General features: G+C 60.9%; 23 protein-coding genes. 15 read left to right on the top strand and 8 right to left on the bottom strand.

Annotation, left to right across the window (positions count from 1 at the left end):
• From BW967_RS15300 to BW967_RS15290, 3 genes are read left to right on the top strand one after another with little or no spacing between them, the layout of a single operon-like run.
• Nucleotides 1–294: a hypothetical protein gene (locus BW967_RS15300; protein ID WP_076485964.1), complete on the top strand. Its 294-nt coding sequence runs from the start codon at nucleotides 1–3 to the stop codon at nucleotides 292–294.
• Complete coding sequence (locus BW967_RS15295) at nucleotides 291–1,451, top strand: DNA recombination protein RmuC (protein ID WP_076485963.1); 1,161 nt, start codon at nucleotides 291–293, stop codon at nucleotides 1,449–1,451. The genes BW967_RS15300 and BW967_RS15295 overlap by 4 nt, the downstream gene beginning before the upstream one ends.
• Before the next feature lie 54 nt (nucleotides 1,452–1,505).
• The gene (locus tag BW967_RS15290) at nucleotides 1,506–1,850 is read left to right on the top strand and encodes a DUF3775 domain-containing protein (protein WP_076485962.1); all 345 of its coding nucleotides are present in this window, start codon (nucleotides 1,506–1,508) and stop codon (nucleotides 1,848–1,850) included.
• A gap of 52 nt (nucleotides 1,851–1,902) precedes the next feature.
• Here BW967_RS15290 and BW967_RS15285 read toward each other — a convergent pair whose 3' ends face one another.
• The gene (locus BW967_RS15285; protein WP_076485961.1) at nucleotides 1,903–2,589 is read right to left on the bottom strand and encodes a response regulator transcription factor; all 687 of its coding nucleotides are present in this window, start codon (nucleotides 2,587–2,589) and stop codon (nucleotides 1,903–1,905) included.
• Nucleotides 2,590–2,733: 144 nt separating this feature from the next.
• On the opposite strand from BW967_RS15285, the gene ribA reads away from it, so the two are divergent.
• Together ribA and BW967_RS15275 are read left to right on the top strand one after the other, a co-directional pair.
• Nucleotides 2,734–3,813: a GTP cyclohydrolase II gene (gene ribA / locus BW967_RS15280; RefSeq protein WP_076485960.1), complete on the top strand. Its 1,080-nt coding sequence runs from the start codon at nucleotides 2,734–2,736 to the stop codon at nucleotides 3,811–3,813.
• Complete coding sequence (locus tag BW967_RS15275) at nucleotides 3,810–4,364, top strand: L,D-transpeptidase family protein (RefSeq protein ID WP_076485959.1); 555 nt, start codon at nucleotides 3,810–3,812, stop codon at nucleotides 4,362–4,364. The genes ribA and BW967_RS15275 overlap by 4 nt, the downstream gene beginning before the upstream one ends.
• Here the strand turns inward: BW967_RS15275 and BW967_RS15270 are convergent.
• Both BW967_RS15270 and BW967_RS15265 read right to left on the bottom strand, forming a co-directional pair.
• Complete coding sequence (locus tag BW967_RS15270; RefSeq protein ID WP_076486020.1) at nucleotides 4,361–5,023, bottom strand: YggS family pyridoxal phosphate-dependent enzyme; 663 nt, start codon at nucleotides 5,021–5,023, stop codon at nucleotides 4,361–4,363. The two genes, BW967_RS15275 and BW967_RS15270, sit on opposite strands and share 4 nt — an antisense overlap.
• Before the next feature lie 94 nt (nucleotides 5,024–5,117).
• Entirely contained in the window at nucleotides 5,118–6,047 is a 930-nt protein-coding gene (locus BW967_RS15265) for a porin (protein WP_076485958.1), read from the bottom strand.
• 264 nt (nucleotides 6,048–6,311) lie between these two features.
• Here BW967_RS15265 and BW967_RS15260 point away from each other — a divergent pair, with 264 nt between their 5' ends.
• The 6 genes from BW967_RS15260 (at nucleotide 6,312) to BW967_RS15235 (ending at nucleotide 13,500) form a co-directional block, all read left to right on the top strand.
• Nucleotides 6,312–6,821: a DUF3576 domain-containing protein gene (locus BW967_RS15260; protein WP_076485957.1), complete on the top strand. Its 510-nt coding sequence runs from the start codon at nucleotides 6,312–6,314 to the stop codon at nucleotides 6,819–6,821.
• Nucleotides 6,822–6,967: 146 nt separating this feature from the next.
• Complete coding sequence (gene leuS / locus BW967_RS15255; RefSeq protein WP_076485956.1) at nucleotides 6,968–9,523, top strand: leucine--tRNA ligase; 2,556 nt, start codon at nucleotides 6,968–6,970, stop codon at nucleotides 9,521–9,523.
• Entirely contained in the window at nucleotides 9,510–10,004 is a 495-nt protein-coding gene (lptE, locus tag BW967_RS15250; RefSeq protein WP_076485955.1) for an LPS assembly lipoprotein LptE, read from the top strand. Before leuS ends, lptE begins: the two co-directional genes overlap by 14 nt.
• Complete coding sequence (holA, locus tag BW967_RS15245) at nucleotides 10,001–11,026, top strand: DNA polymerase III subunit delta (protein WP_076485954.1); 1,026 nt, start codon at nucleotides 10,001–10,003, stop codon at nucleotides 11,024–11,026. The genes lptE and holA overlap by 4 nt, the downstream gene beginning before the upstream one ends.
• Nucleotides 11,026–12,213 (top strand): TIGR03862 family flavoprotein, encoded by a 1,188-nt coding sequence (locus tag BW967_RS15240; protein WP_076485953.1) that lies wholly within the window; start codon nucleotides 11,026–11,028, stop codon nucleotides 12,211–12,213. The genes holA and BW967_RS15240 overlap by 1 nt, the downstream gene beginning before the upstream one ends.
• Before the next feature lie 51 nt (nucleotides 12,214–12,264).
• Nucleotides 12,265–13,500 carry an MFS transporter gene (locus tag BW967_RS15235; protein ID WP_076485952.1) on the top strand — a complete coding sequence of 412 codons (1,236 nt, stop codon included), beginning with the start codon at nucleotides 12,265–12,267 and terminating at the stop codon, nucleotides 13,498–13,500.
• Here BW967_RS15235 and BW967_RS15230 read toward each other — a convergent pair.
• The gene (locus tag BW967_RS15230; RefSeq protein ID WP_076485951.1) at nucleotides 13,497–14,336 is read right to left on the bottom strand and encodes an SDR family oxidoreductase; all 840 of its coding nucleotides are present in this window, start codon (nucleotides 14,334–14,336) and stop codon (nucleotides 13,497–13,499) included. The two genes, BW967_RS15235 and BW967_RS15230, sit on opposite strands and share 4 nt — an antisense overlap.
• A gap of 78 nt (nucleotides 14,337–14,414) precedes the next feature.
• On the opposite strand from BW967_RS15230, the gene ade reads away from it, so the two are divergent.
• From ade to BW967_RS15210, 4 genes are all read left to right on the top strand, one after another.
• The gene (gene ade, locus BW967_RS15225) at nucleotides 14,415–16,217 is read left to right on the top strand and encodes an adenine deaminase (RefSeq protein WP_175610465.1); all 1,803 of its coding nucleotides are present in this window, start codon (nucleotides 14,415–14,417) and stop codon (nucleotides 16,215–16,217) included.
• On the top strand, nucleotides 16,214–17,689 hold the full coding sequence (locus BW967_RS15220) for an AMP nucleosidase (protein ID WP_076485950.1): 1,476 nt from the start codon (nucleotides 16,214–16,216) through the stop codon (nucleotides 17,687–17,689). The genes ade and BW967_RS15220 overlap by 4 nt, the downstream gene beginning before the upstream one ends.
• A 145-nt stretch (nucleotides 17,690–17,834) precedes the next feature.
• Nucleotides 17,835–18,122: an HU family DNA-binding protein gene (locus BW967_RS15215; protein ID WP_076485949.1), complete on the top strand. Its 288-nt coding sequence runs from the start codon at nucleotides 17,835–17,837 to the stop codon at nucleotides 18,120–18,122.
• A gap of 172 nt (nucleotides 18,123–18,294) precedes the next feature.
• The gene (locus BW967_RS15210) at nucleotides 18,295–19,173 is read left to right on the top strand and encodes a DMT family transporter (RefSeq protein WP_076485948.1); all 879 of its coding nucleotides are present in this window, start codon (nucleotides 18,295–18,297) and stop codon (nucleotides 19,171–19,173) included.
• On the opposite strand, the gene BW967_RS15205 is transcribed toward BW967_RS15210, so the two are convergent.
• The 4 genes from BW967_RS15205 to dapD form a co-directional block, all read right to left on the bottom strand.
• Nucleotides 19,170–20,432 (bottom strand): lytic murein transglycosylase, encoded by a 1,263-nt coding sequence (locus tag BW967_RS15205; RefSeq protein WP_076485947.1) that lies wholly within the window; start codon nucleotides 20,430–20,432, stop codon nucleotides 19,170–19,172. The genes BW967_RS15210 and BW967_RS15205 overlap by 4 nt on opposite strands.
• Nucleotides 20,433–20,521: 89 nt before the next feature.
• A complete protein-coding gene (locus tag BW967_RS15200) occupies nucleotides 20,522–20,875 on the bottom strand; it encodes a hypothetical protein (protein WP_076485946.1) in 354 nt (117 codons plus the stop codon).
• Nucleotide 20,876: 1 nt separating this feature from the next.
• Complete coding sequence (locus tag BW967_RS15195; RefSeq protein WP_076485945.1) at nucleotides 20,877–21,140, bottom strand: hypothetical protein; 264 nt, start codon at nucleotides 21,138–21,140, stop codon at nucleotides 20,877–20,879.
• A gap of 3 nt (nucleotides 21,141–21,143) precedes the next feature.
• Complete coding sequence (dapD, locus tag BW967_RS15190; protein WP_076485944.1) at nucleotides 21,144–21,971, bottom strand: 2,3,4,5-tetrahydropyridine-2,6-dicarboxylate N-succinyltransferase; 828 nt, start codon at nucleotides 21,969–21,971, stop codon at nucleotides 21,144–21,146.
• Nucleotides 21,972–22,009 lie beyond the last annotated feature (38 nt).

The following is a 22,009-nucleotide window of genomic DNA, read 5'->3' as shown; positions in this document are numbered from 1 at the left end:
ATGGCACAACTGCGGCGCCGGAGCGGTAAGAAAGAAGGCGGAAAGGCAATTCTTCATAAGTATGAGGATCAAAAGGCGAAGCTAGAGATCGAGATCGACGCCACAGTAGCAAATGGTTTGATGCTTTCTGCGGTTGATCATGGTGGCGCTTTGAATGGTATCCTCACAATCAATGGGCAATCCTTCAACGTCAGCGTAATCGGAGGAAGAATCGATAGCATCGACTCCGATGGGACAAAAATTGGAGGTACAGGTGTGATCGCTTTCTCGAGTCTTTCTCGAGATAGTGAATGATCGAGCTTGGCACGCATCTGATCGACCTGCACGACCCGCTCGTGCAGGGGGCGCTTGGCGCGGCGGCTTTGGTGTTGTTGCTCCTTCTCCTTGTCTTGCGCGCGGCGGCGCGGGCGTCGCGCGCCGCTGAACCGCTGACCGGAAACCTGATGCAACTTGCGCAAAGGGTGCAGGCGCTTTCCGATGGCCAGCACCAATTGGCAGGGGGCTTGCATCATGTGAGTGAGGCGCAGGCGGCGAGCCAAGCGAAGATGCTGGCGCTGATGGAATCGCGGCTGGCCGAGGTGAACCGGGCGATGAACGAAAGCCTTCATGGCTCTGCCACCCGTACTGCGCGGTCACTGGGCGATTTGCAGCAACGGCTAAACGCGATCGACAAGGCCCAAGCCAATATCGAGAAGCTTTCGGGCAATGTGCTGGGGCTGCAAGATATTCTCTCAAACAAGCAAACCCGCGGCGCCTTTGGCGAAATTCAGCTGCATGACATTGTGAAAAAGGCGCTGCCCTCGGATGCGTTTACGATGCAGGCGACGCTCTCAAACGGGCGACGGGCGGATTGTTTGATCCATCTGCCCAATCCGCCGGGGCCGATTGTGGTGGATAGCAAATTCCCGCTGGAGGCTTATGAGGCGTTGCGCCGGGCCGAGAACCAAAGCCAGATCATCGAAGCGCAGCGGATGATGCGTATTTCGGTGCGCAGCCACATTCGGGCAATTGCGGACCGCTACATCATTGAAGGCGAGACCGCCGATGGTGCGCTGATGTTTTTGCCCTCCGAGGCTGTCTATGCCGAGTTGCATGGCAATTTCCCCGAACTGGTGCGCGAGGGCTTTGCCGCGAAGGTCTGGATCGTTTCGCCCACCACCTGCATGGCGACGCTGCACACCATGCGCGCGGTGCTCAAAGACGCGCGGATGCGCGAGCAGGCGGGCGCGATCCGGCGCGAATTGGCGGCGCTTTACGGCGATGTCGAGCGATTGGGCGGGCGTGTGTCCAACCTTGATCGGCATTTTGCGATGGCGGCCAAAGACATTGAGGAAATTCGCATCTCTGCGGAAAAGGCGGGAAGGCGCGCGCATCGGTTAGATAACTTCGATTTTGAAGACCTTGCGAAAGAGCCGGGATCGGCCCCGAAAGTGATCCCGATTGAGCGCTGAATAAGCTTGCACACGAACCCGTGAACGGCGAAACTGAGCGCAAGGAGAGCACCCATGTTGCCGATTAGCCCGTCAAAAATCGCCCATATCATCATCCGCGCGCGCAAGTTCGATTCGGACGTGCCGGGCGCGGGCCAAGCGCGCGAATTGCGCGCCTTCATCGAGAACCTGAACGATGATGAAAAGGCCGCGCTGACCGCCGTGGCGTGGATTGGGCGCGAGACCTTTGAGGCCGAAGAATTTGACGAGGCCTATGCCACTGCCCGGGCCGAAGCGACCGCGCCGACCGAAGATTATCTGCTCGGTATGCCGATGCTGGCCGATTATCTGGAAGATGGTCTCAACGCGATGGGTATCAGCCTTGAAGAGGCGGAAGAAGACATCAACCCCTCGGTATAAAACCGGGTTGGACCTGATGTGAAAAAGGGGGCCGACGCCCCCTTTTTGTGTTTTAGGCAACCAGACGATAGCCGCCCGATTCCGTGATCAGCAGCCGCGCGTTCGAGGGATCGGGCTCGATCTTCTGGCGCAGCCGGTAAATGTGGGTTTCCAGCGTGTGCGTGGTGACCCCGGCGTTATAGCCCCAAACCTCATGCAGCAGCACATCGCGCGCCACCACGCCATCTTGCGCGCGGTAGAGGAACTTGAGGATATTCGTCTCTTTCTCGGTCAGACGGATCTTGCGATCTTTCGTGTCGATCAGCATCTTCATCGCCGGTTTGAACGTATACGGCCCCAACTGGAACACGGCATCTTCGGATTGTTCATGCGTGCGCAGTTGCGCGCGGATGCGGGCGAGCAGCACAGGGAATTTGAACGGCTTGGTGATGTAATCATTCGCGCCGCTATCAAGGCCCAAGATCGTATCGGCATCGGTGTCGTGACCCGTCAGCATCATGATCGGGCATTTCACACCTTGCTTGCGCAGCTTTTTGCACAGCTCGCGCCCATCGGTATCAGGCAGACCCACATCCAAGATCACCAGATCATAAAGCGCGGCCTTCGCCTGTTCGACGCCCGTGGCACCCGAGCTTGCCTCAAACACCTCAAACTCTTCGGTCGCCACCAACTGCTCGGCCAGCGCTTCGCGCAGGTCGTCGTCATCATCCACCAGAAGGATTTTCTTCAAGCCTGCCATCGTTGTCTCCCGTCAGCTTTGCGGTTTCGGAACAACTGATCACAGATCACGGTTCCGACAAGGGTGCTGAAATCTTTCTCACGCAAGGGTGACGGAACGGCGCAGAGTGTTTCAATTTGTTACGGGCCTCGCTATCTGTGAGCGATGCAAACGCCCTTCGCCCTTGGCCCGAGCCTGCCCGAACGTATCAACCGCGCCCGCGCCGATTTGCGCATGGGGCTGCCGGTGATTTTGTCTGACACCGTGCTGGCGGTGGCGGTAGAGACGCTGTCGGTCGAACGGCTGGCGGCGCTGCGGGCCTTGGGGCCGCTCACCTTGGTGCTGACCTCTTGGCGGGCGGAAACGCTCAAAGCCCGCGTCTATGACGATGATCTGGCGCGGATTGCAGTGCCGGAGGACGCCGATCTGGCGTGGCTGCGCGCGATTGCCGACCCAGCCGATGACCTGATGGTGCCAATGAAAGGGCCGCTTTCCAGCCTGCGTGATGGCGATGCCATCCCGGCACGCGCGGCGATTCAACTGGCGAAAACCGCGCAACTTTTGCCCGCAGCATTGCTTGCGCCCCTGCCGCGCCCGCGCCCCGAAGGGCTCACCGCTTTGGACGCGGCGCAAACGCTGCAAGTGATTTCCGATGAAACCACCTTTGCCCCGGTTTCTGCCGCGCGGGTGCCGATGCGGGCTGCGGAAAAAGGGCGGCTGCATATCTTCCGCCCCGATGATGGTAGCGAGGAACATTACGCGATCGAGATCGGCTCGCCCGACCGCGAGGGCCCGGTGCTTGCCCGGTTGCATTCGGCCTGTTTCACGGGTGATGTTCTGGGCAGCCTCAAATGCGATTGCGGCCCGCAATTGGATGCCGCGCTTCAGCAAATGGGGGCCGAGGGGGCAGGGGTGCTGCTTTACCTCAACCAAGAGGGGCGCGGCATTGGCTTGGCCAATAAGATGCGCGCCTATGCGTTGCAAGATCAGGGCTTTGACACGGTCGAGGCGAACCATCGCCTTGGCTTTGAAGATGATGAGCGTGATTTCCGGATTGGCGCGGCGATCCTGCGCAAGCTGGGCTTTTCCAAGGTCCGGCTGCTGACCAATAACCCCGCCAAAGTGAATATGCTGCAATCACATGGCATCGCGGTCACCGAACGGGTGCCGCTTAAGGTGGGCCTGAGCCAGCATAATGCGGCTTATCTGGCGACCAAGGCGGCGAAGTCGGGGCATCTGCTGTGATCCGGCTGACGCCCAGCGGCCTTATTGCCTTTGGGCGGCGGTATCCGGTGCAAATTGGGCGCGGCGGTTTAAGCCGCACGAAGCAAGAAGGCGATGGCGCGACCCCGGTGGGCAGGTTGCGGGTGGTAGAGATGCTTTATCGCGCCAGCCGTTTGCCACGCCCCACCGCTTGGGCGCGCGCCATTGGTCCGCAAGATCTGTGGTGCGACGCGCCCGATCATCCAGCCTATAACCAGCTTGTGCGCGCGCCCTTTGCGGCGAGCCATGAACGCATGGCGCGACCCGATCCGCTTTATGACATTGTTTTGGTGAGCGACTGGAATTACCCGCAGGCGACGCCCGGCAAAGGCTCTGCCATCTTCCTCCATCAACGCCGAAGGCTTTGTTACCCCACTGCGGGCTGCATCGCGCTGCGCCGTGCGGATTTGATCGACTTCGCGCAAAGGCTCACACCGGGCGCAGAGATCGAGATCCCGCCGCTTGCCTGTTTTCTTCTTGGCAGAAATACCTCGGGGTCCGGGGCAGCGCCCCGGCCGTTCGATAAGGCTTAGCCGCGCGTGGAATAATCGCGCGCGCCAAAAATGGCGGAGCCGACGCGCACATGGGTGGCCCCTGCGGCGATCGCCGCCTCAAAATCAGAACTCATTCCCATCGAAAGCCCGCTCAGCCCGTTGCGCGCGGCCATCTCGGCCAGCATGGCAAAATGCGGGGCGGGGTCTTCATCTTCGGGCGGAATGCACATCAGGCCTTGCACGGGCAGGTCCATGCCCCGCGCCTCGGCGACAAATGCATCCAAGGCGGCGGGCAGAACGCCGGCCTTTTGCGGCTCTTCCCCGGTGTTCACCTGCACAAAGAGATCGGGGCAGGCCCCCCGCGCTTGCGCGAGATTGGCGAGTTTGCTGGCAAGCGAAGGGCGGTCGAGCGTATGGATTGCTTCAAACAGTTCCACCGCTTGTTTGGCTTTGTTGGTTTGCAGCGGGCCGATCATATGCACCGCTACGCCCGCGAATTCTGCGCGCCAAGCGGGCCATTTGCTGGCGGCTTCTTGCACGTAATTCTCGCCAAAAAGCTTTTGCCCCTCGGCCAGCACAGCTTCCACCCGGTCAAGCGGTTGCACTTTGGAGACCGCAATCAACTGGACCGAACCGGGGGCACGGCCGGCTGCCTGTTCAGCTTTGGTAATGCGGCTCAGAATGTCTTGCAAACCCATGGCAGCCTCCGTTTTGGGCAAAAAATCATACGAGGGCACAAAAGAAAAGAGCGGGCGCAAGGCCCGCTCTTTCCGTAACTCTTGTTCTAAAGACTTAGAACGAGAAGCGCACGCCGAAGTTGGCGGTCGGGTCCGAACCGGTGACGTCGTCGTCTTGGATCGCGCCCGAGAGGACAGCGCCGCCGCCCAGATCGTAGTCAACGCCGATGCCGTACCAAGTCACGTCGCCGCCGCCGATGGCGTCGATTTGTTGCACGTAGCCAGCAACGGTCGTCGCGCCGAAGGTGGTGGCAGCGCTGATGCCGAAGGCGGCGTCAATGATGCCGTCTTGTTGGTCAGCATAGTAGGCTTTGACGTCGGTGTTGCCGAAGGTGGCAACCGCAGCCAGCTCGAGCTGGGTGGTGTTATCCACGCCCGCGGCATCCCAGTCGATGACTTCGTAGCCGAGGCCAACGGTGTAGTTGCCGAAGGTGTAGGCACCAGCAACGGCGTAAACTTGGTCGTCGCCGCCCGAGCCGAGGTCTTCACCGATGCCGTCCGACATCGAGGCCGCAACCGAGAACGCACCGGCGCTGTAGGTGTACAGCAGAGCCGATTGGGTGCCGTCATCGAGGGTCAGGTACGGGATGTTGTTGGTGCCGCCGTTGGCAGTGCCTTGGCTGTCGCCCATGTAGCCGACCGAAGCGAGGTCGCCGAACAGAGCTTCCGGAGCCGAAGCAACGTCGCCCATCGAGATTTTGCCGAACGCGCCCGAGATGTACACGGAGCCAGCGTTACCGGTGTCAGCACCCCAAGCGCCGGTGGCGCCGTCGCCAGCTTGGTCAGCGCGGAACGAACCGCCGAATTCGAGGCCACCGTCGGTGGTGCCCGAAAGGGTGAACACAACGCGAGCGCGGCTCGAGAATTCCCAGTCAGCGCCGTCATACACGACACCCATACGGCCGTTGCCCGAGAGCGAAACTTCAGCGGCAGCAACGCCAGCGGTCATGACGAGCGCGGTCGTCGCGATAAGAACCTTTTTCATCTTTTCCCTCATTTGCCAAGGTAGCCCCAACTCAGGGGAATCCGAGTTGGGTATGAGGCTTTTTCCCTCTGCTCCGCCTCTATTGCAATGAAAACGGGGAAGGTTTGGGCCATTGGGTGGGGCGTGGTGCAGGTTTGCCACAGTCGCGTGGGCCGCGATTGCCCGCAGGTGCATATTAAAGGAGTCAAAAACCTTGTCGCTTCTGGGGGCATCGGCTAGAGACAGGAAAAGGCAAAAGGTTCAGCCGCGGGGGCAGGTCATCCGATGAAGAAATCCAGCATTTTGCGTGGCGCGATTCTTGTGGGCGCAGCGGTTTCGCTTTCGGCCTGTGGTGGCATGTCGAGCGGCAAGCTGTTTTCTTGGGGCGGCAAGCGCGAAGCGACGCCCAAACAAGAAACCGCTTTGGAGCGTATGAACCCCGAACCGAAGCAATCGACCTTGTGGGATCTGTTTTCCAACAACGATGATCCCAATGTGACGCTTGAGGTGAACAAATACCTCTGGAATGCCTCGCTTGAGGTGCTCGACTTCCTGCCGATTCAAACGGTTGATCCGTTCTCGGGCTTGATCGTGACGGGCTATGGCACCCCGCCGGGCGGTGGCCGCGCTTATAAGGCGACGATTCACATCTCTGACCCGGCGCTGGATGCGCGCTCGCTGAAAGTGTCGCTTGAAAGCCGTGGCGGAACCGTTTCGGCGGAAACCGTGCGCGCCGTCGAAGATGCGATCTTGACCCGTGCGCGGCAGTTGCGGATTCGCGACTCCGGGATGTAAGCGCAGCTCTTGTGCTATTCGGCCCCGCCAAGCGCTGCTTTGGCGGGGTTTTTTGTCGCCTGCGCGGCTGATCTCTGGACCTTTGGGGCGGCTGCGGTATAGCAGGGCGCAAGATTTCCGCACGATCCACCAGACGAGGGGCCGCAATGTCGCGCTACGAGCCGAGCCAAACCGAGACCAAATGGCAAGCCGCATGGGATGATGCGGGGGTGTTCACCGCGCGCCGCGACCCGGCCCGCCCGAAATATTATGTGCTTGAGATGTTCCCCTATCCGTCGGGGCGCATCCATATGGGCCATGTGCGCAACTACACGATGGGCGATGTGGTCGCGCGCTACAAAATGTCTTGCGGCTTTAGCGTGCTGCACCCGATGGGCTGGGATGCCTTTGGGATGCCCGCCGAAAACGCGGCGATGGAACGGGGCGGTCACCCGAAAGACTGGACCTATGGCAATATCGCCGACATGCGCGACCAGATGAAACCGCTTGGGTTGAGCATCGACTGGAGTCGCGAATTTGCCACCTGTGACCCGGAATATTACGGCCAGCAGCAGGCGATGTTCCTCGACATGCTTGATGCCGGGCTGGTGTATCGCAAAAACGCGGTGGTGAACTGGGACCCGGTCGATATGACCGTGCTCGCCAACGAGCAGGTGGAAAACGGGCGCGGCTGGCGTTCGGGTGCGCTCGTGGAGCGTAAAGAACTGACCCAATGGTTCTTCAAAATCTCGGATTTCGCGGGCGAGCTGCTTTCTGCGCTGGATGGGTTGAAAGACTGGCCCGAAAAAGTGCGCCTGATGCAGGCGAACTGGATCGGCCAATCGCGCGGGCTGCAGTTTAGCTTTGACACGGTCGATGCACCCGAGGGCTTTGAGAAGATCGAGGTCTACACGACCCGCCCCGATACGCTGATGGGCGCAAGCTTTGTGGGTATTTCGCCCGACCATCCGTTGGCGAAGCTGCTGGAAGCGCAAAACCCGGAACTGGCGGAGTTCTTGGCCGAATGCCGTAAAGGCGGCACAACCGAAGAAGCGATTGAAACGGCGGAAAAGATTGGCCGTGATACCGGCTTGCGCGTGAAGCATCCGCTTGACCCGAATTGGGAGCTTCCGGTCTGGATCGCCAACTTCATCTTGATGGATTACGGCACCGGCGCGATTTTCGGCTGTCCCGCGCATGACCAACGCGACTTTGAATTTGCGACGAAATACGCGCTGCCGATCAACCCTGTCTTCGTCGCCGAAGGGGCGGAAGAAGAGGCGCTGACCGAAGCCTTCGTGCCGATGAAATCTGAAAAGGTCCGCTATGTGCGCGGCTTTGCAGGGGCCGAGGTGCAAACCGGCGAAGAGGGCGTAGCGACCGCCATTGCCTATGCAGAAGACAAAGGCTTTGGCGAGGGCGTCACCAAATACCGCCTGCGCGATTGGGGGCTGAGCCGCCAGCGCTATTGGGGCTGCCCGATTCCGGTGGTGCATTGCCCCGCCTGCGGTGTGGTGCCCGAGAAAAAAGAAAACCTTCCGGTTCGCCTGCCCGATGATGTGACCTTCGATAAGCCCGGCAACCCGCTCGACCGTCATCCGACGTGGCGCGATTGCAGCTGCCCGAAATGTGGCGCGGCGGCGAAGCGTGAAACCGACACCATGGACACCTTCGTTGATTCGTCTTGGTATTACGCGCGCTTCACCGCGCCGCGTGCGACCACGCCCACTGTGGCGGAAGATGCCGACTACTGGATGAACGTCGATCAATATATCGGCGGCATTGAGCACGCGATTTTGCACCTGCTTTATTCGCGGTTCTTTGCGCGGGCGATGCACAAGACCGGGCATTTGCCCGCCAAAGCGGTGGAGCCGTTTGACGCGCTTTTCACCCAAGGCATGGTCACGCACGAGATCTACAAAACCACCGATGAAAAGGGCCGTCCGGTCTATCACCTGCCCGAAGATGTGGATCGCGAAGCGGGCACGGTGAAAGCCACCGGTGAAACGCTTGAGATCATCCCCTCGGCGAAAATGTCGAAGTCAAAGAAGAACGTGGTCGATCCGATGAACATCATCGCCGCCTTTGGGGCGGATACGGCGCGGTTCTTTGTGATGTCGGACAGCCCGCCCGAACGCGATGTGGAATGGACGGCTTCGGGCGCGGAAGCGACCTCCAAATTCCTTGGCCGTGTTTGGCGGATTGCGCATGAGATCGCCGAAGGTGCTGGTGGCGAAGGCGTGGCCGAAGATGCGGCGCTGATGAAAGCCACCCATAAAGCGATTGATGAAGTCACCCGCTCGATCGACGGCTTTGCCTTCAACAAAGCGGTTGCGGCGCTTTATACGCTGACCAACACGATGCAAAAATCGGGCGCCTCGAACGCGGTGAAGCGCGAAGCGATGAAGCTGATGGCGCAACTGATGGGACCGATGGTGCCGCATTTGGCGGAAGACATCTGGGCCGCGCTTGGTGGCGATGGCTTTGTGGTGCAAGCGCCGTGGCCCAAAGCCGACCCCGCGCTCTTGGTCGAAGATTCGGTGACCTTGCCGATTCAGATCAACGGCAAACGGCGTGGCGAGATCACCGTGCCCAAAGACATGCCCGCATCCGAGGTTGAAAAGATCGTTCTGGCGGATGATGCTGTGGTCAAGGCGTTGGCTGGTGGCCAACCGAAAAAGCTGATCGTGGTGCCGGGGCGGATCGTCAATGTGGTCATCTGACCGTCGTAACTTCTTGATGCTGGCAGGGGCCACGGCCCTTGCCGGTTGCGGTTTCACCCCGGCCTATGGGCCTGCGGGTGGGGGCGCGAAGCTATTGGGGGCCGTTGCCCCCGATACGCCGCAAAGCCGCGATGATTTCGCTTTGGTGCGCCGAATCGCTGAGCGGCTGAACCCGGCAGAGGTGCCGCGGTATCGGCTCGCCTACAAAGTTTCGACCGATGTTCTGGGGCAGGCGATCACGCCCGATGGGTCGACCACGCGCTATTCGCTGGCCGGGCAGGTCGATTACACATTGCATGATGCGGGCACCGATGCGGTGTTGCTGACGGGGCGGGTGAGCAGCTTCACCTCTTGGTCGGCCTCGGGCACGGTGGTGGCCACATCTGCCGCCGAAGAGGATGCGCATCGCCGCCTGATGCGAATGCTGGCAGATCAAATCGTGACCCGGCTTTTGGCGCAGGCCGGAACCCTGCCGCAATGAAGCTGACCGGCGCAGCCGCCGTGCGCTATTTCGGCAAGCCGGATGCGTCGCGTTTGGGCTTGTTGATCTTTGGGGCCGATGCGATGCGCGTGGCCCTGCGCCGCCAAGAGGTGATTGCCGCATTGATTGGCCCGGAGGGTGAGGCCGAAATGCGGCTGACCCGGCTTTCGGGCGGGGATTTGCGCCGTAGCCCCGGCCTTGTGCTTGATGCGATCAAAGAGATTGGCTTCTTTCCCGGCCCGCGTGTTGTCTTTGTGGAAGAGGCAACCGACGGCACCGCCCCCGCTTTTGCCGAAGCGGTGAAGGCTTGGACCGCAGGCGATGCGCAGATCATTGTCACCGCTGGGAGTCTGACGGCCAAATCGGCCCTGCGAAAGGTATTTGAGAATCACCCCAACGCCTATGCGATTGGCATCTATGATGACCCGCCAAGCCGCGAAGAGATTGAAGATATTTTGAAAAAGGCCGGTCTCTCGCATGTGCCGAATGAGACGATGACCGATATCTTGGCTTTGTCGCGCGCGCTAGACCCCGGTGATTTCCGCCAAACCATCGAGAAGATCGCGCTTTACAAACACGGCGATAGCACGCCGCTCACCCCGCATGAGGTCACGCTTTGCGCCCCTTCGACGGTGGAGGCAGAGGTGGATGAGGTGCTTGACCTTGTTGCCAATGGCAAGGTGGTCGATCTCGCGCAGATGATGCGGCGGATCGAGGGGCAGGGGGTGCAGCCCGTCACGCTTGCGATTATGGCGCTTCGGCATTTTCGCACGCTGCATATGGCGGCCTCGGACCCGGGCGGGCCCGGATCGGGCCTACAACGGATGCGCCCGCCGGTTTTTGGCCCGCGCCGCGATCGGCTTCAGGGGCAGGCACAGAAATGGGGCATGTATCGGCTGGAAGAGGCGCTGAAAGTGCTGATTGAGGCCGATTTGACGCTGCGTTCCTCGTCCAAAGCGCCGCAAATGGCGGTGATGGAGCGCGCTTTGATGCGGCTCGCCTCCATTTCGGCGAAGCTCTGATGGCGCAGGCGCTTGTCATTGGCGCAGGCCCCGCGGGCTTGATGGCGGCCGAGGTGCTGGCGCGCGCCGGGGCAAAGGTGACGCTGGCCGAGGCCAAGCCCACCGCCGCGCGCAAATTCCTGATGGCAGGAAAATCTGGGCTGAACATCACCAAAGATGAACCGCTTGAGCTTTTCCTAAACGCCTATGCGCCCGAGTGGGTTCGGCCCTATGTGGCCGATTTCGGCCCCGATGCGGTCAGCGATTTTGCCCGTGGGCTGGGGGTGGATTTGTTCACGGGCTCTACCGGGCGGGTGTTTCCTGTGGAAATGAAAGCCTCGCCCATGCTGCGGGCATGGCTCGCGCGGCTTGCGGGGCTGGGGGTCGTGTTGCAAACGCGCTGGCGTTGGGTGGGGCTGGAGGCCGATGGGGTTCGTTTCGAAACCCCCGATGGCGCGCAAACCCTGCGCCCCGATGCCACCATTTTGGCTTTGGGTGGGGCGAGTTGGCCGCGGCTTGGCTCGGATGCCGCTTGGGTCGAGATGATGGCCGCGAAAGGCGTGGAAATCGCGCCTTTCCGCCCCGCGAATATGGGCTTTGTGGTCGATTGGTCCAAACACATGACCGCGCATCTGGGCCAGCCCATCAAAGGCGCGGCGCTTTACGTGCCGGGGCAAGTGAGCCGTGGGGAGTTTGTGATTTCCGCGAAGGGCATCGAAGGCGGCGGGGTCTATGCGCTTTCTGCCCCGGTGCGCGATGGCGCGGCGCTGATGCTGGACCTCGCCCCCGATCTGGATGTGGAAGCGGTGGCGCATCGGCTGGGCCGCACTTCCAATAAAGACAGTTTGCAAAACCGGCTGCGTAAAGCGCTGCGGTTGGATGCGGTGAAACTCGCGCTTGCAAATGAATGGGGCCGCCCCCTGCCGAATGACCCGCTCGCCTTGGCGCGTAAACTCAAAGCGCTGCCCGTGCGACATGCTGGCCCCCGGCCCTTGGCAGAGGCGATTTCGTCGGCGGGCGGGATCACCGCCGCCGCTCTGACCGATGGGTTGGAGTTAAAGGCCCTCCCCGGTGTGTTCGCTGCGGGTGAGATGCTCGATTGGGAGGCGCCGACGGGCGGCTATCTGCTGACCGGTTGCTTGGCGACGGGGCGCGCAGCAGGCCGCGCTGCCGCTGCGCGATTGTTCCCAGAACAAATGACAGATTGACGCAGGGGCCGACGCATGTCGAACTGGCGCCCTTGCGCTAGGGAGACGTGCATGAGCGATAGCCGCCTTATCTCCCCCGTCCTGATTGGCGGGGCCATCATCTTGATGCTCGGGTTTGCGATCCGCGCCTCGTTTGGGGTGTTTCAGATCCCGATTGCGGCGGAGTTTGGCTGGCCGCGGGCCGAGTTCAGCCTTGCCATCGCGATCCAAAACCTCGCTTGGGGGATTGGCCAGCCGATCTTTGGCGCGCTGGCCGAGCGGTTTGGCGACCGCCGCGCGATCACCTTGGGCGCGCTCATGTATGCGGCGGGGCTGGTGATGTCGGCCTTTGCCACGGCCCCTTGGCAGCACGATCTGCTGGAAATTCTGGTGGGCTTTGGCATTGCAGGCACCGGCTTTGGGGTGATTCTGGCGGTCGTTGGGCGTGCGGCTTCGGCCGAAAATCGTTCGCTCGCGCTGGGCATTGCCACAGCTGCGGGGTCCGCAGGCCAAGTCTTTGGCGCGCCATTGGCCGAGGCGCTTTTGGCCTACTTCCCGTGGCAGACGGTCTTTGTGATGTTTGCAGGTGTGATCTTGCTGGCCCTTTTTGCCCTGCCGATGCTGCGCAGCCCGGCGCGCGCAGCCCCCGCCGCAAATGAAGAGAGCATGGGAGACGTTGTTTCGCGGGCTTTGCGCGACCCGTCTTTCATCCTCATCTTTCTGGGCTTCTTTTCTTGCGGCTATCAGCTTGCCTTTATCACCGCCCACTTCCCCGCAATGATCACCGAGATGTGCGGGGCGGTGCCGCCCGGCTCTATGCTCGCCGCGCTTGGGATCGAAACGCAATCGGCGCTGGGGGCCTTTGCTATCGCGGTGATCGGGCTCGCCAACATCGTGGGCACGATCTTTGCCGGTTGGGCGGGCAAGAGGTGGAGCAAGAAATACCTGCTCGCGCTGATTTACCTGCTGCGCACCATCGCGGCGGCCAGTTTCATTTTGCTGCCGATCACCCCCGGCTCGGTGCTGATCTTCTCGCTTGTTATGGGGGCGTTGTGGCTTGCCACTGTGCCGCTGACCTCTGGCCTTGTCGCGGACCTATACGGGCTGCGCTACATGGGCACGCTTTATGGCGTCGTGTTCTTTTCGCACCAACTGGGCGCGTTTCTGGGCGTTTGGCTGGGCGGGCGGCTTTACGACATCGCGGGCGATTACACGCTGGTGTGGTGGGTCGGCGTGGGCGTTGGCGCGTTTTCCGCGCTCGTGCATTTGCCAGTGCGGGACCGCCCCGCGGCGCTGCAACCGGCCTAGGCTTCGCTGCGCAGCATTGCCTCTAGCCCGGCCCTGTAATCAGGGTAGCGGAGTTGCACGCCAAGCTCGTCTTTGATGCGGTCATTTCGCACCCGTTTGTTCTCGGCATAAAAGCTCGCGGCCATCGGCGTCATGGTGGCGGGGTCAAACGGCTCCTCGGGCGGGCGCGGCAGGCCAAGCAGTTCGGCGGCATAGGCCAGCACATCTTCGGGCGGGGAGGCGGCATCATCGCAAAGGTTATAGATCCGCCCCGGATTGGGCTGCGCGATTGATGCCGCGAGCACCTGCGCAATGTCAGCCACATGGATGCGCGAAAACACCTGACCGGGCTTGATAATTAGCCGCGCAGTGCCGTTGCGGACCTTGGCAAAGGGGCCGCGTCCGGGGCCGTAAATGCCTGCGAGCCGGAAGATATGCAGCGGCAAGCCAAGCTCTTGCCACGCCGCCTCTGCTGCGACGCGCGCTTTGCCGCGCGCGGTGCCGGGGGTGAGTGGCGTTTCCTCATCAACCCAGCCGCCATCATGGTCGCCATAAACGCCAACGGTCGAAAGATAGCCGACCCACTTCAAATGCTGCGCTGCGGCAATGGCTTTTTTCTGCGCAGAAAGAACCGGGTCGCCGCTGCTGTCTGGCGCGACGGAGGTCAGCAGATGCGTGGCCTCAGACAGCGGTAATTCTCCGCCCGTCCAGACCAGCGCTTCCAACCCTTCGCTGCGCAGCATTTCCGCTTTTTCTGCGCTGCGCGTGGTCGCAATAATGCGCCAGCCTTGCGGCAACAAAAGTCGCCCCAAAGCCCGCGCCGAATAGCCATGCCCGATAGAAAGCAGCGTTTTCATCATCCCTCCTATACTCAAGTGCAACCTAGTCATCACCTCGTCACTTGCGAAGGGCAAAAAGCGGTGGCACCCTGTGGCATGGAACAGATGAAACAACTGAAATCATGGCCTGAAGCCGCGCCGCGCCTTGTAGCTGTGGCCGCCGGGCGCGCGCCGGCCGATATGGTGATCCGGCAAGGGAAATGGGTCAATGTCCACAGCCGCGAGGTGTTGGAGGGCTATGACATTGCCATCGCCGAGGGCCGCTTTGCCGCGATTGCACCGGATTTAAGCGCCGCGATTGGCCCCGAAACCGAAGTCATTGAGGCCAAGGGCCGCTACATGCTGCCCGGTCTATGCGATGCGCATATGCATATTGAAAGCGGCATGCTGACGCCTGCCGAATTTGCCGCTGCCGTCATTCCGCATGGCACCACCACCATGTTCACCGACCCGCATGAAATCGCCAATGTGTTGGGGTTAGAGGGTGTGCGGATGATGCATGACGAGGCGGCCCTTCAGCCCGTCAATATCTTCACGCAAATGCCCTCTTGTGCGCCCTCTGCGCCGGGGCTGGAAACGACCGGGTTTGAAATCACGCCCGAAGATGTGGCCGAGGCGATGACATGGCCGGGCATCATCGGGCTTGGGGAGATGATGAATTTCCCCGGTGTTGTGAATGCCGACCCAAAGATGCTGGCCGAGATCGCCGCAACCCAAAACGCGAATAAAACCGTGGGCGGGCATTATGCGAGCCCTGACTTGGGCGCCCCCTTCCGCGCCTATGCGGCAGGTGGCCCGGCGGATGATCACGAAGGCACTTGTGAGGCCGATGCAATTGCCCGCGTGCGCCAAGGGATGCGTTCCATGATGCGGCTGGGCTCTGCGTGGTATGACGTGGAAAGCCAAATCACGGCGGTCACCCAAAAGGGCCTTGATCCGCGCAATTTCATTTTGTGCACCGATGATTGCCATTCCGGTACGCTGGTGAACGATGGCCATATGAACCGCGTCTACCGCCATGCGGTGGCTTGCGGTTGTGAGCCGCTGATCGCGCTACAAATGTGCACGCTCAACACGGCGAGCCATTTTGGGCTGGAGCGGGAATTGGGCTCCATCACACCCGGGCGGCGGGCCGATGTCATCTTGTCTTCGGACCTTGCTAGCCTTCCGGTGGAAGTGGTGATCGCGCGCGGCCAAGTTGTGGCGGAGGCGGGCGTGCTCAAAGTGTCTTGCCCGCATTACGACTGGCCCGAAAGCGCGCGCAACACGGTGCATTTGGGCAAACAACTGACGGCACAAGACTTTGCCATTGCCGCGCCGGAAGGCGCGAATAGCGTCACCGCTAAGGTGATTGGCGTCGTTGAAAACCAAGCCCCGACCAAAGCGCTTACCGCCACCTTGCAGGTGGCTGAGGGGCTGGCTCAGCCCGATGAAGCTAAAGACGTGGCGCAGATCGCCTTGGTGGAACGCCACCGGGGCACTGGCCATGTGGTCAATGGTTTCGTGTCTGGCTTTGGTTACAAAGGCAAAATGGCGATGGGCTCCACCGTCGCGCATGACAGCCATCATATGATCGTCGTCGGCACCGACCGCGACAGCATGGCCGCCTGTGCCAACCGCTTGGGCGAGATGGGTGGCGGCATCTCGGTTTGGAAAGACGGGGCCGAGCTTGCCGCCGTGCCTTTGCCGATTGCGGGGCTGATGTCGGATGATCCGGCGGCAGAGGTCGCCGCGCGCGCGGCCAAAATGGTGGAAGCGATGGCGCAATGTGGATGCTCGCTCAACAACGCCTATATGCAACATTCATTGCTGGCGCTTGTCGTGATCCCGGAAATCCGCATTTCTGATCTGGGGCTCGTCGACGTCACGAAGTTTGAGCTGACAGAGTTGTTTGAATGACAGACCCGCTGACGATCCAAATATCACCCCACGCCGACCCTGAAACCTTCACCGATCCCGCCGCCGCCGTTGCCCGGCTTGAGGCGCTTTATGCCGAGGCGACGGGGTTCTTGCTGACCAAGTTCAACGAGGTGCTGGAAACTGGCGCCGCTCCCTCGCGCTATCGGGCCTTTTACCCCGAGGTGCGACTGACGGTGAATTCGCATGTCAAAGGCGATAGCCGGCTGAGCTTTGGTCATGTGTCCGAACCCGGAACCTATTCCGCCACGATCACGCGGCCCGATCTTTTTCGCAATTACCTCACGCAGCAGATCGGCCTTTTGATGCGCAACCACAGTGCCACGGTGCAGGTGGGGCCCTCGACCACGCCGATCCCGGTGCATTTCGCCGTTGCTGGCCAGCCGGAGGTGACCGTGCCGCAAGAGGGCGCGCTCGGCATCAGCCTGCGCGATGTGTTTGACGTTCCCTCGCTTGCCTCGATGAACGATGACATCGTCAATGGCACGGCAGGGCTGCACCCGGATGGTTCGGGCCACTTGGCACCGTTTACGGCGCAACGGGTGGATTACTCGCTCGCGCGGCTGGCGCATTACACGGCCACCTTGCCTGAGCATTTCCAAAACCATGTGCTGTTCACGAACTACCAGTTCTATGTCGATGAGTTTGAGGCGGTGGCGCGGCGGATGCTCGCCGACCCGTCGCAGGGCTACACAAGCTTTGTGGCACCGGGCAATGTGGAGATCACCACCCCCGATGGGGCGATTGCGCCGCTCTCCAAGCTGCCGCAAATGCCAACCTATCACCTCAAACGGCCCGATGGGAACGGGATCACCTTGGTCAACATCGGCGTGGGGCCGTCCAACGCGAAAACGGCAACCGATCATATTGCCGTGCTGCGCCCCCATGCTTGGCTGATGGTTGGTCACTGCGCGGGGCTGCGCAATTCGCAAAGCTTGGGGGATTTTGTGCTCGCGCACGCCTATTTGCGCGAAGACCATGTGCTGGATGATGATCTGCCGATCTGGGTGCCGATCCCGGCCTTGGCCGAGGTGCAGGTGGCGTTGCAAGAAGCGGTGGCCGAGATCACCCAGTTGGAAGGTTATGAACTCAAGCGGATCATGCGCACCGGTACGGTGGCGACGATTGATAACCGCAACTGGGAATTGCGTGACCAATCCGGCCCGGTGCAGCGGCTTTCGCAAAGCCGCGCCATCGCGCTTGATATGGAAAGCGCGACCATCGCGGCCAACGGGTTCCGGTTCCGCGTGCCCTATGGAACGCTGCTGTGCGTTTCAGACAAACCGCTGCATGGGGAGCTAAAACTGCCCGGCATGGCGACCGAATTTTACCGCACGCAAGTGGCGAACCATCTGCTGATTGGGGTGCGCGCAATGGAGAAATTGCGCGACATGCCGCTGGAGCGGATTCATAGCCGGAAGCTGCGTTCTTTTGACGAGACCGCCTTCTTGTGATGGGCTGCACATTGTGCTGTGGAAATTCACCGAAAACGCCCGAAAAGGCTTGCCTTGTTGAAAAAAACCGTGTGTTAGGGGGCGCATGAAACCGTAAAGACGGGCAGATCGACCCCACCACGAGGGGTGTATGAGAGGAAATCCCATGTCGAAACCGATGACCAAGACCCAGCTGGTGGCCGCCCTCGCCGAAGCCATGGGCTCGGACAAGAAAACCGCCACGGCTGCGCTCGACGCCATCGCCGAAGTCGTGACCAAAGAAGTGGCTGAAGGTGGCGCTGTGACGCTGCCGGGCATCGGCAAAGTGTCGTGCAAAGCCCGCCCCGAGCGCATGGTGCGCAACCCGGCCACTGGCGACACGATGATGAAACCGGCCGACAAACAAGTCAAAGTGACGATCGCCAAAGCGCTCAAAGACAGCGTCAACGGCTGATCCATCCGCCTTCGGGCAGATGTGAAGAATTTGGGTCGTCCTGCATCGGCAGGGCGGCCTTTTTTCTTGGGCGCCGCGGGAAATGAACCTGTATTGCATACAGGTTTTTTCTTGTCGGAGCGGAGCAAATTTGGCTTCCCTGCTCGGACGTTCTTCCAGCGATGAGGAAAATATGGATATCCGCGCCATTTTGATGGGCTTGGCCTTTGCGCTTATGTGGTCTTCGGCCTTCACCTCGGCGCGGATGATCGTGGCCGAAGCGCCGCCTTTGCTCGCGCTGTCTGGGCGGTTTCTGATCTCTGGGCTGATCGGGGTCGGGATCGCGCTGGCCATGGGGCAAAGCTGGCGGCTGAGCCGTGCGCAATGGCGGGCCACGTTGATTTTCGGTCTCTGCCAGAACGCGCTCTATCTGGGGCTCAACTTCGTAGCGATGCAATGGGTACAGGCGTCGGTTGCTTCGATCATCGCTTCGACCATGCCGCTGATGGTGGCGCTCATGGGCCGTGTTGTGTTTGGCGATAAGGTGCGCCCGCTCGGTCTTGCGGGACTCTTTGCTGGTGTCGTGGGCGTCTCCATCATCATGGGCGCGCGGCTTTCGGGCGGGGTGGACCCGGTTGGGTTGGCGCTCTGTTTCATTGCGGCTTTTGCGCTTTCGGTCGCCACACTTTCGGTGCGCGGAGCGACCTCTAGCGGCAATGTGCTGATGATCGTGGGCTTGCAGATGTTTGTCGGTGCGATCTCTCTCGCCACCGTCTCAGCCTTCACTGAAAGCTGGCATGTCGTGCCCACCACGCGGCTGACGCTCGCCTTCCTTTACACCACGCTGATTCCTGGGCTTTTGGCGACTTGGGTCTGGTTCCGGCTGGTGGCACGGATCGGGGCGGTGAAGGCGGCGACCTTCCACTTCCTCAACCCGTTCTTTGGCGTGGCGATTGCCGCCGCCGTGTTGGGCGAGCGGTTGGGTTGGCTCGATCTTCTTGGCGTGGCGGTGATTGCGGCTGGGATTTTGGCGGTGCAGCTTTCCAAACAAAGCCCCGTCGCGCGGCCTTAACCGCCGCGGCGAAGCGCCTCAAGCAGCTTCAGTGTCACCCAACCATCGGCCTTCACGCCATTGGCGCGTTGCCATGCGGCCACGGCAGAAATCGTATTCGGGCCAATCAACCCGTCATGGCCCTGCGTGTCATAACCCGCTGCGGTGAGCCGTTCCTGCACTTCGATCTTCTCGGCCTCGGTGAGCGCGCGGCCCTCACGCGGCCATGGGGTTTTGAACGGTCCCTGACCTTTGATCCGGTCCGCCAAATGCCCCACGCCAATCACGTAAGAATCGGCGTTGTTGTAGCGCGATATCGCGCGGAAATTGTCAAAGATCATCAGTGCGGGCCCCTCGGCCCCGGCGGGCAGCAAGATCGAAGCTGCGCCGTAGTTTGCCACCTTACCGCCTGCTGCGGCGCGCACACCAAGATCGGCCCAGTCGGACGGAGATTTCTTCACCCCCTTCCCGGTCAGGCCAAGGTTGAAGTCTTTTGGCAAGATGACTTCAACCCCCCAAGGCTGGCCTTTTGACCAGCCCGAGCGTGCCAAATAAGCGGCGGTGGAGGCCAGCGCATCGGCGGGATTGTCTGACCAGATATCGCGTTTGCCATCGCCGGTAAAATCGACCGCAAACGACAAATAAGAGGTGGGGATGAATTGGGTATGCCCCATTGCGCCAGCCCAAGACCCGGTCATCTGCGCGGGGTCGATATCGCCCGATTGGATGATCTTCAGCGCGCCAATGAGCTGGCTTTCAAAGAATGCGCCGCGCCGCCCGTCATGCGCCAAAGTGGCGAGCGCGGGAATGATCAACGTGTCGCCTCGGCGGCTACCATAGCGCGATTCCATCCCCCAGATCGCGACGACAACCTCTTTTTCAACGCCGTAGCGCGCCTCAATCTCGCGCAAAAGTCGGTCATGCTGCGCAAGCATTTTGCGCCCCTCCGCCACCCGTTCGGGTGAAGCGGCACTGTCCAGATAATCCCAGATCGGCTTAGAGAATTCGGCTTGGAAGCGGTCGCGCTCGATCACCTTGGGGTTGTAGGGCACGTTGCGCATGGCGCGGTTCCACGTGGCCTCAGAAATCCCCGCCGCCATGGCACGAGGTTTGAAGTTCATCACCCACTCATCCAAGCCCTGTTGCGTGGCCGCATCTACACGCGGAATAGCGGCAATGCTGCTGCCGCCCGATCCGCCACCCTCCAGCGGGCCACTACAGGCTGCCATGCCAGAAAGGGCAAATAGGGTGATTGCAAGGGGTTTTAATGCGTGTTTCATGACCTGCCCGACTGTTCGCTGTTTCGAAACAGTGTAGCAGGTCAAAGCGGTCTGGCAACAATCGCGCCAAGCGCCGGGCGGGGAAATGCCTAGCCTTTTTCCCCCATGAACGGGGTCATTTGCGCCACGATCACAGAGTTTTCTTCCAAGGCGCGGGCCATCAAGGCTTTTTCTTCCTCGGGGATTTCGTCGCCCGCCTTTTCGCGTTCCGCGAGTGTGCCGTAGCCGGTTACATCGAGCGGCGCGAGATCGGCTTGCTTCAAAATCGCCACCGTTTCGCGCACGGCTTCTGCCTCATCCACACCGCTGGCGTAGCACAAAAGCCCGGCCCCGGTGGCGCCTTTGGGCAGGCCATCATTTTCACAACGGCCCACCTCCACCAGCAGGGTGTAGACCTGCTGGGGGCGTTTTTTCTTTTCGGGCTTTTCCGGAGTTTCGGACATCTTAGACCTTCGCCGGGCGCTTGGTGGATTTAAGCGCGGTCAGCAGCAGCCAGACAAAAACTACGGCATAGGCCACAAGCGCCGCGCCGGGGATCCATTCCCCGGGTTCAGCCGCTTCGACCATCGCCGTCATCTTTTCGAGGCCCCAAATCTGAAACAGCGCGATCGAGACGACATCAATCATCATCAACCCACCGCGAATGTGGTGCGGGATTTCCGTCCCATTCACCGCATCGCGGATTTTCCCTGCCAGCGAAAGGATCATGGTTTAGTCCCGCAAAAGCTCGTTGATACCGGTTTTCGAGCGGGTCTGCGCATCGACCCGTTTCACGATCACGGCGCAGTAAAGGTTGATCCCGCCTTTGGAGGGCATCGACCCGGCCACCACGACCGAATAGGGCGGCACTTCGCCATACATCACTTCGCCGGTTTCACGGTCGACGATCTTGGTCGATTTGCCGATGAAGACGCCCATGCCAAGCACCGAGCCTTCGCGCACGATGCAGCCCTCGACCACTTCCGAACGCGCGCCGATGAAGCAGTTGTCTTCAATGATCGTCGGGCCCGCTTGCATCGGCTCGAGCACGCCGCCAATGCCAACACCGCCCGAAAGGTGCACGTTTTTGCCGATTTGCGCGCAAGAACCGACGGTGACCCAAGTATCGACCATCGTGCCTTCATCGACATAGGCGCCAAGGTTGACGAAGCTCGGCATCAGCACCGCGCCTTTGGCGATATAGGCCGAGCGGCGCACGATGCAGTGCGGCACCGCACGAAAGCCCGCAGCTTGCCATTCTTGCTCGCCCCAGCCTTTGAATTTGCTATCGACCTTGTCCCACCAATGGCCGCCTTGCGGGCCGCCGTCATGCTGTTCCATGTCTTTCAGACGGAAGCCCAGTAGCACCGCCTTTTTGGCCCATTGGTTCACATGCCAATTGCCGTCGTCTTGCTTTTCGGCCACCCGCAAAACACCTTTGTCGAGCGCTTCAAGCGTGGCTTCGATCGCTTCGCGCGTTTCTCCGCCGGTCGAGGGGGTGATCGTGTCGCGCACCTCCCATGCAGCTTCAATCGCGGCTTCAAGCATGGCATTCGACATGGGAGAGGCTCCTCTTTCAGGTGGCATTCAGGTTTTTC

This window comes from Rhodobacter aestuarii (genome assembly GCF_900156655.1).
Classification (GTDB): Bacteria; Pseudomonadota; Alphaproteobacteria; order Rhodobacterales; family Rhodobacteraceae; genus Rhodobacter; species Rhodobacter aestuarii.
The sequence above is the reverse complement of the archived record's forward strand: the minus strand, read 5'-3'. Positions and strand labels throughout refer to the sequence as shown.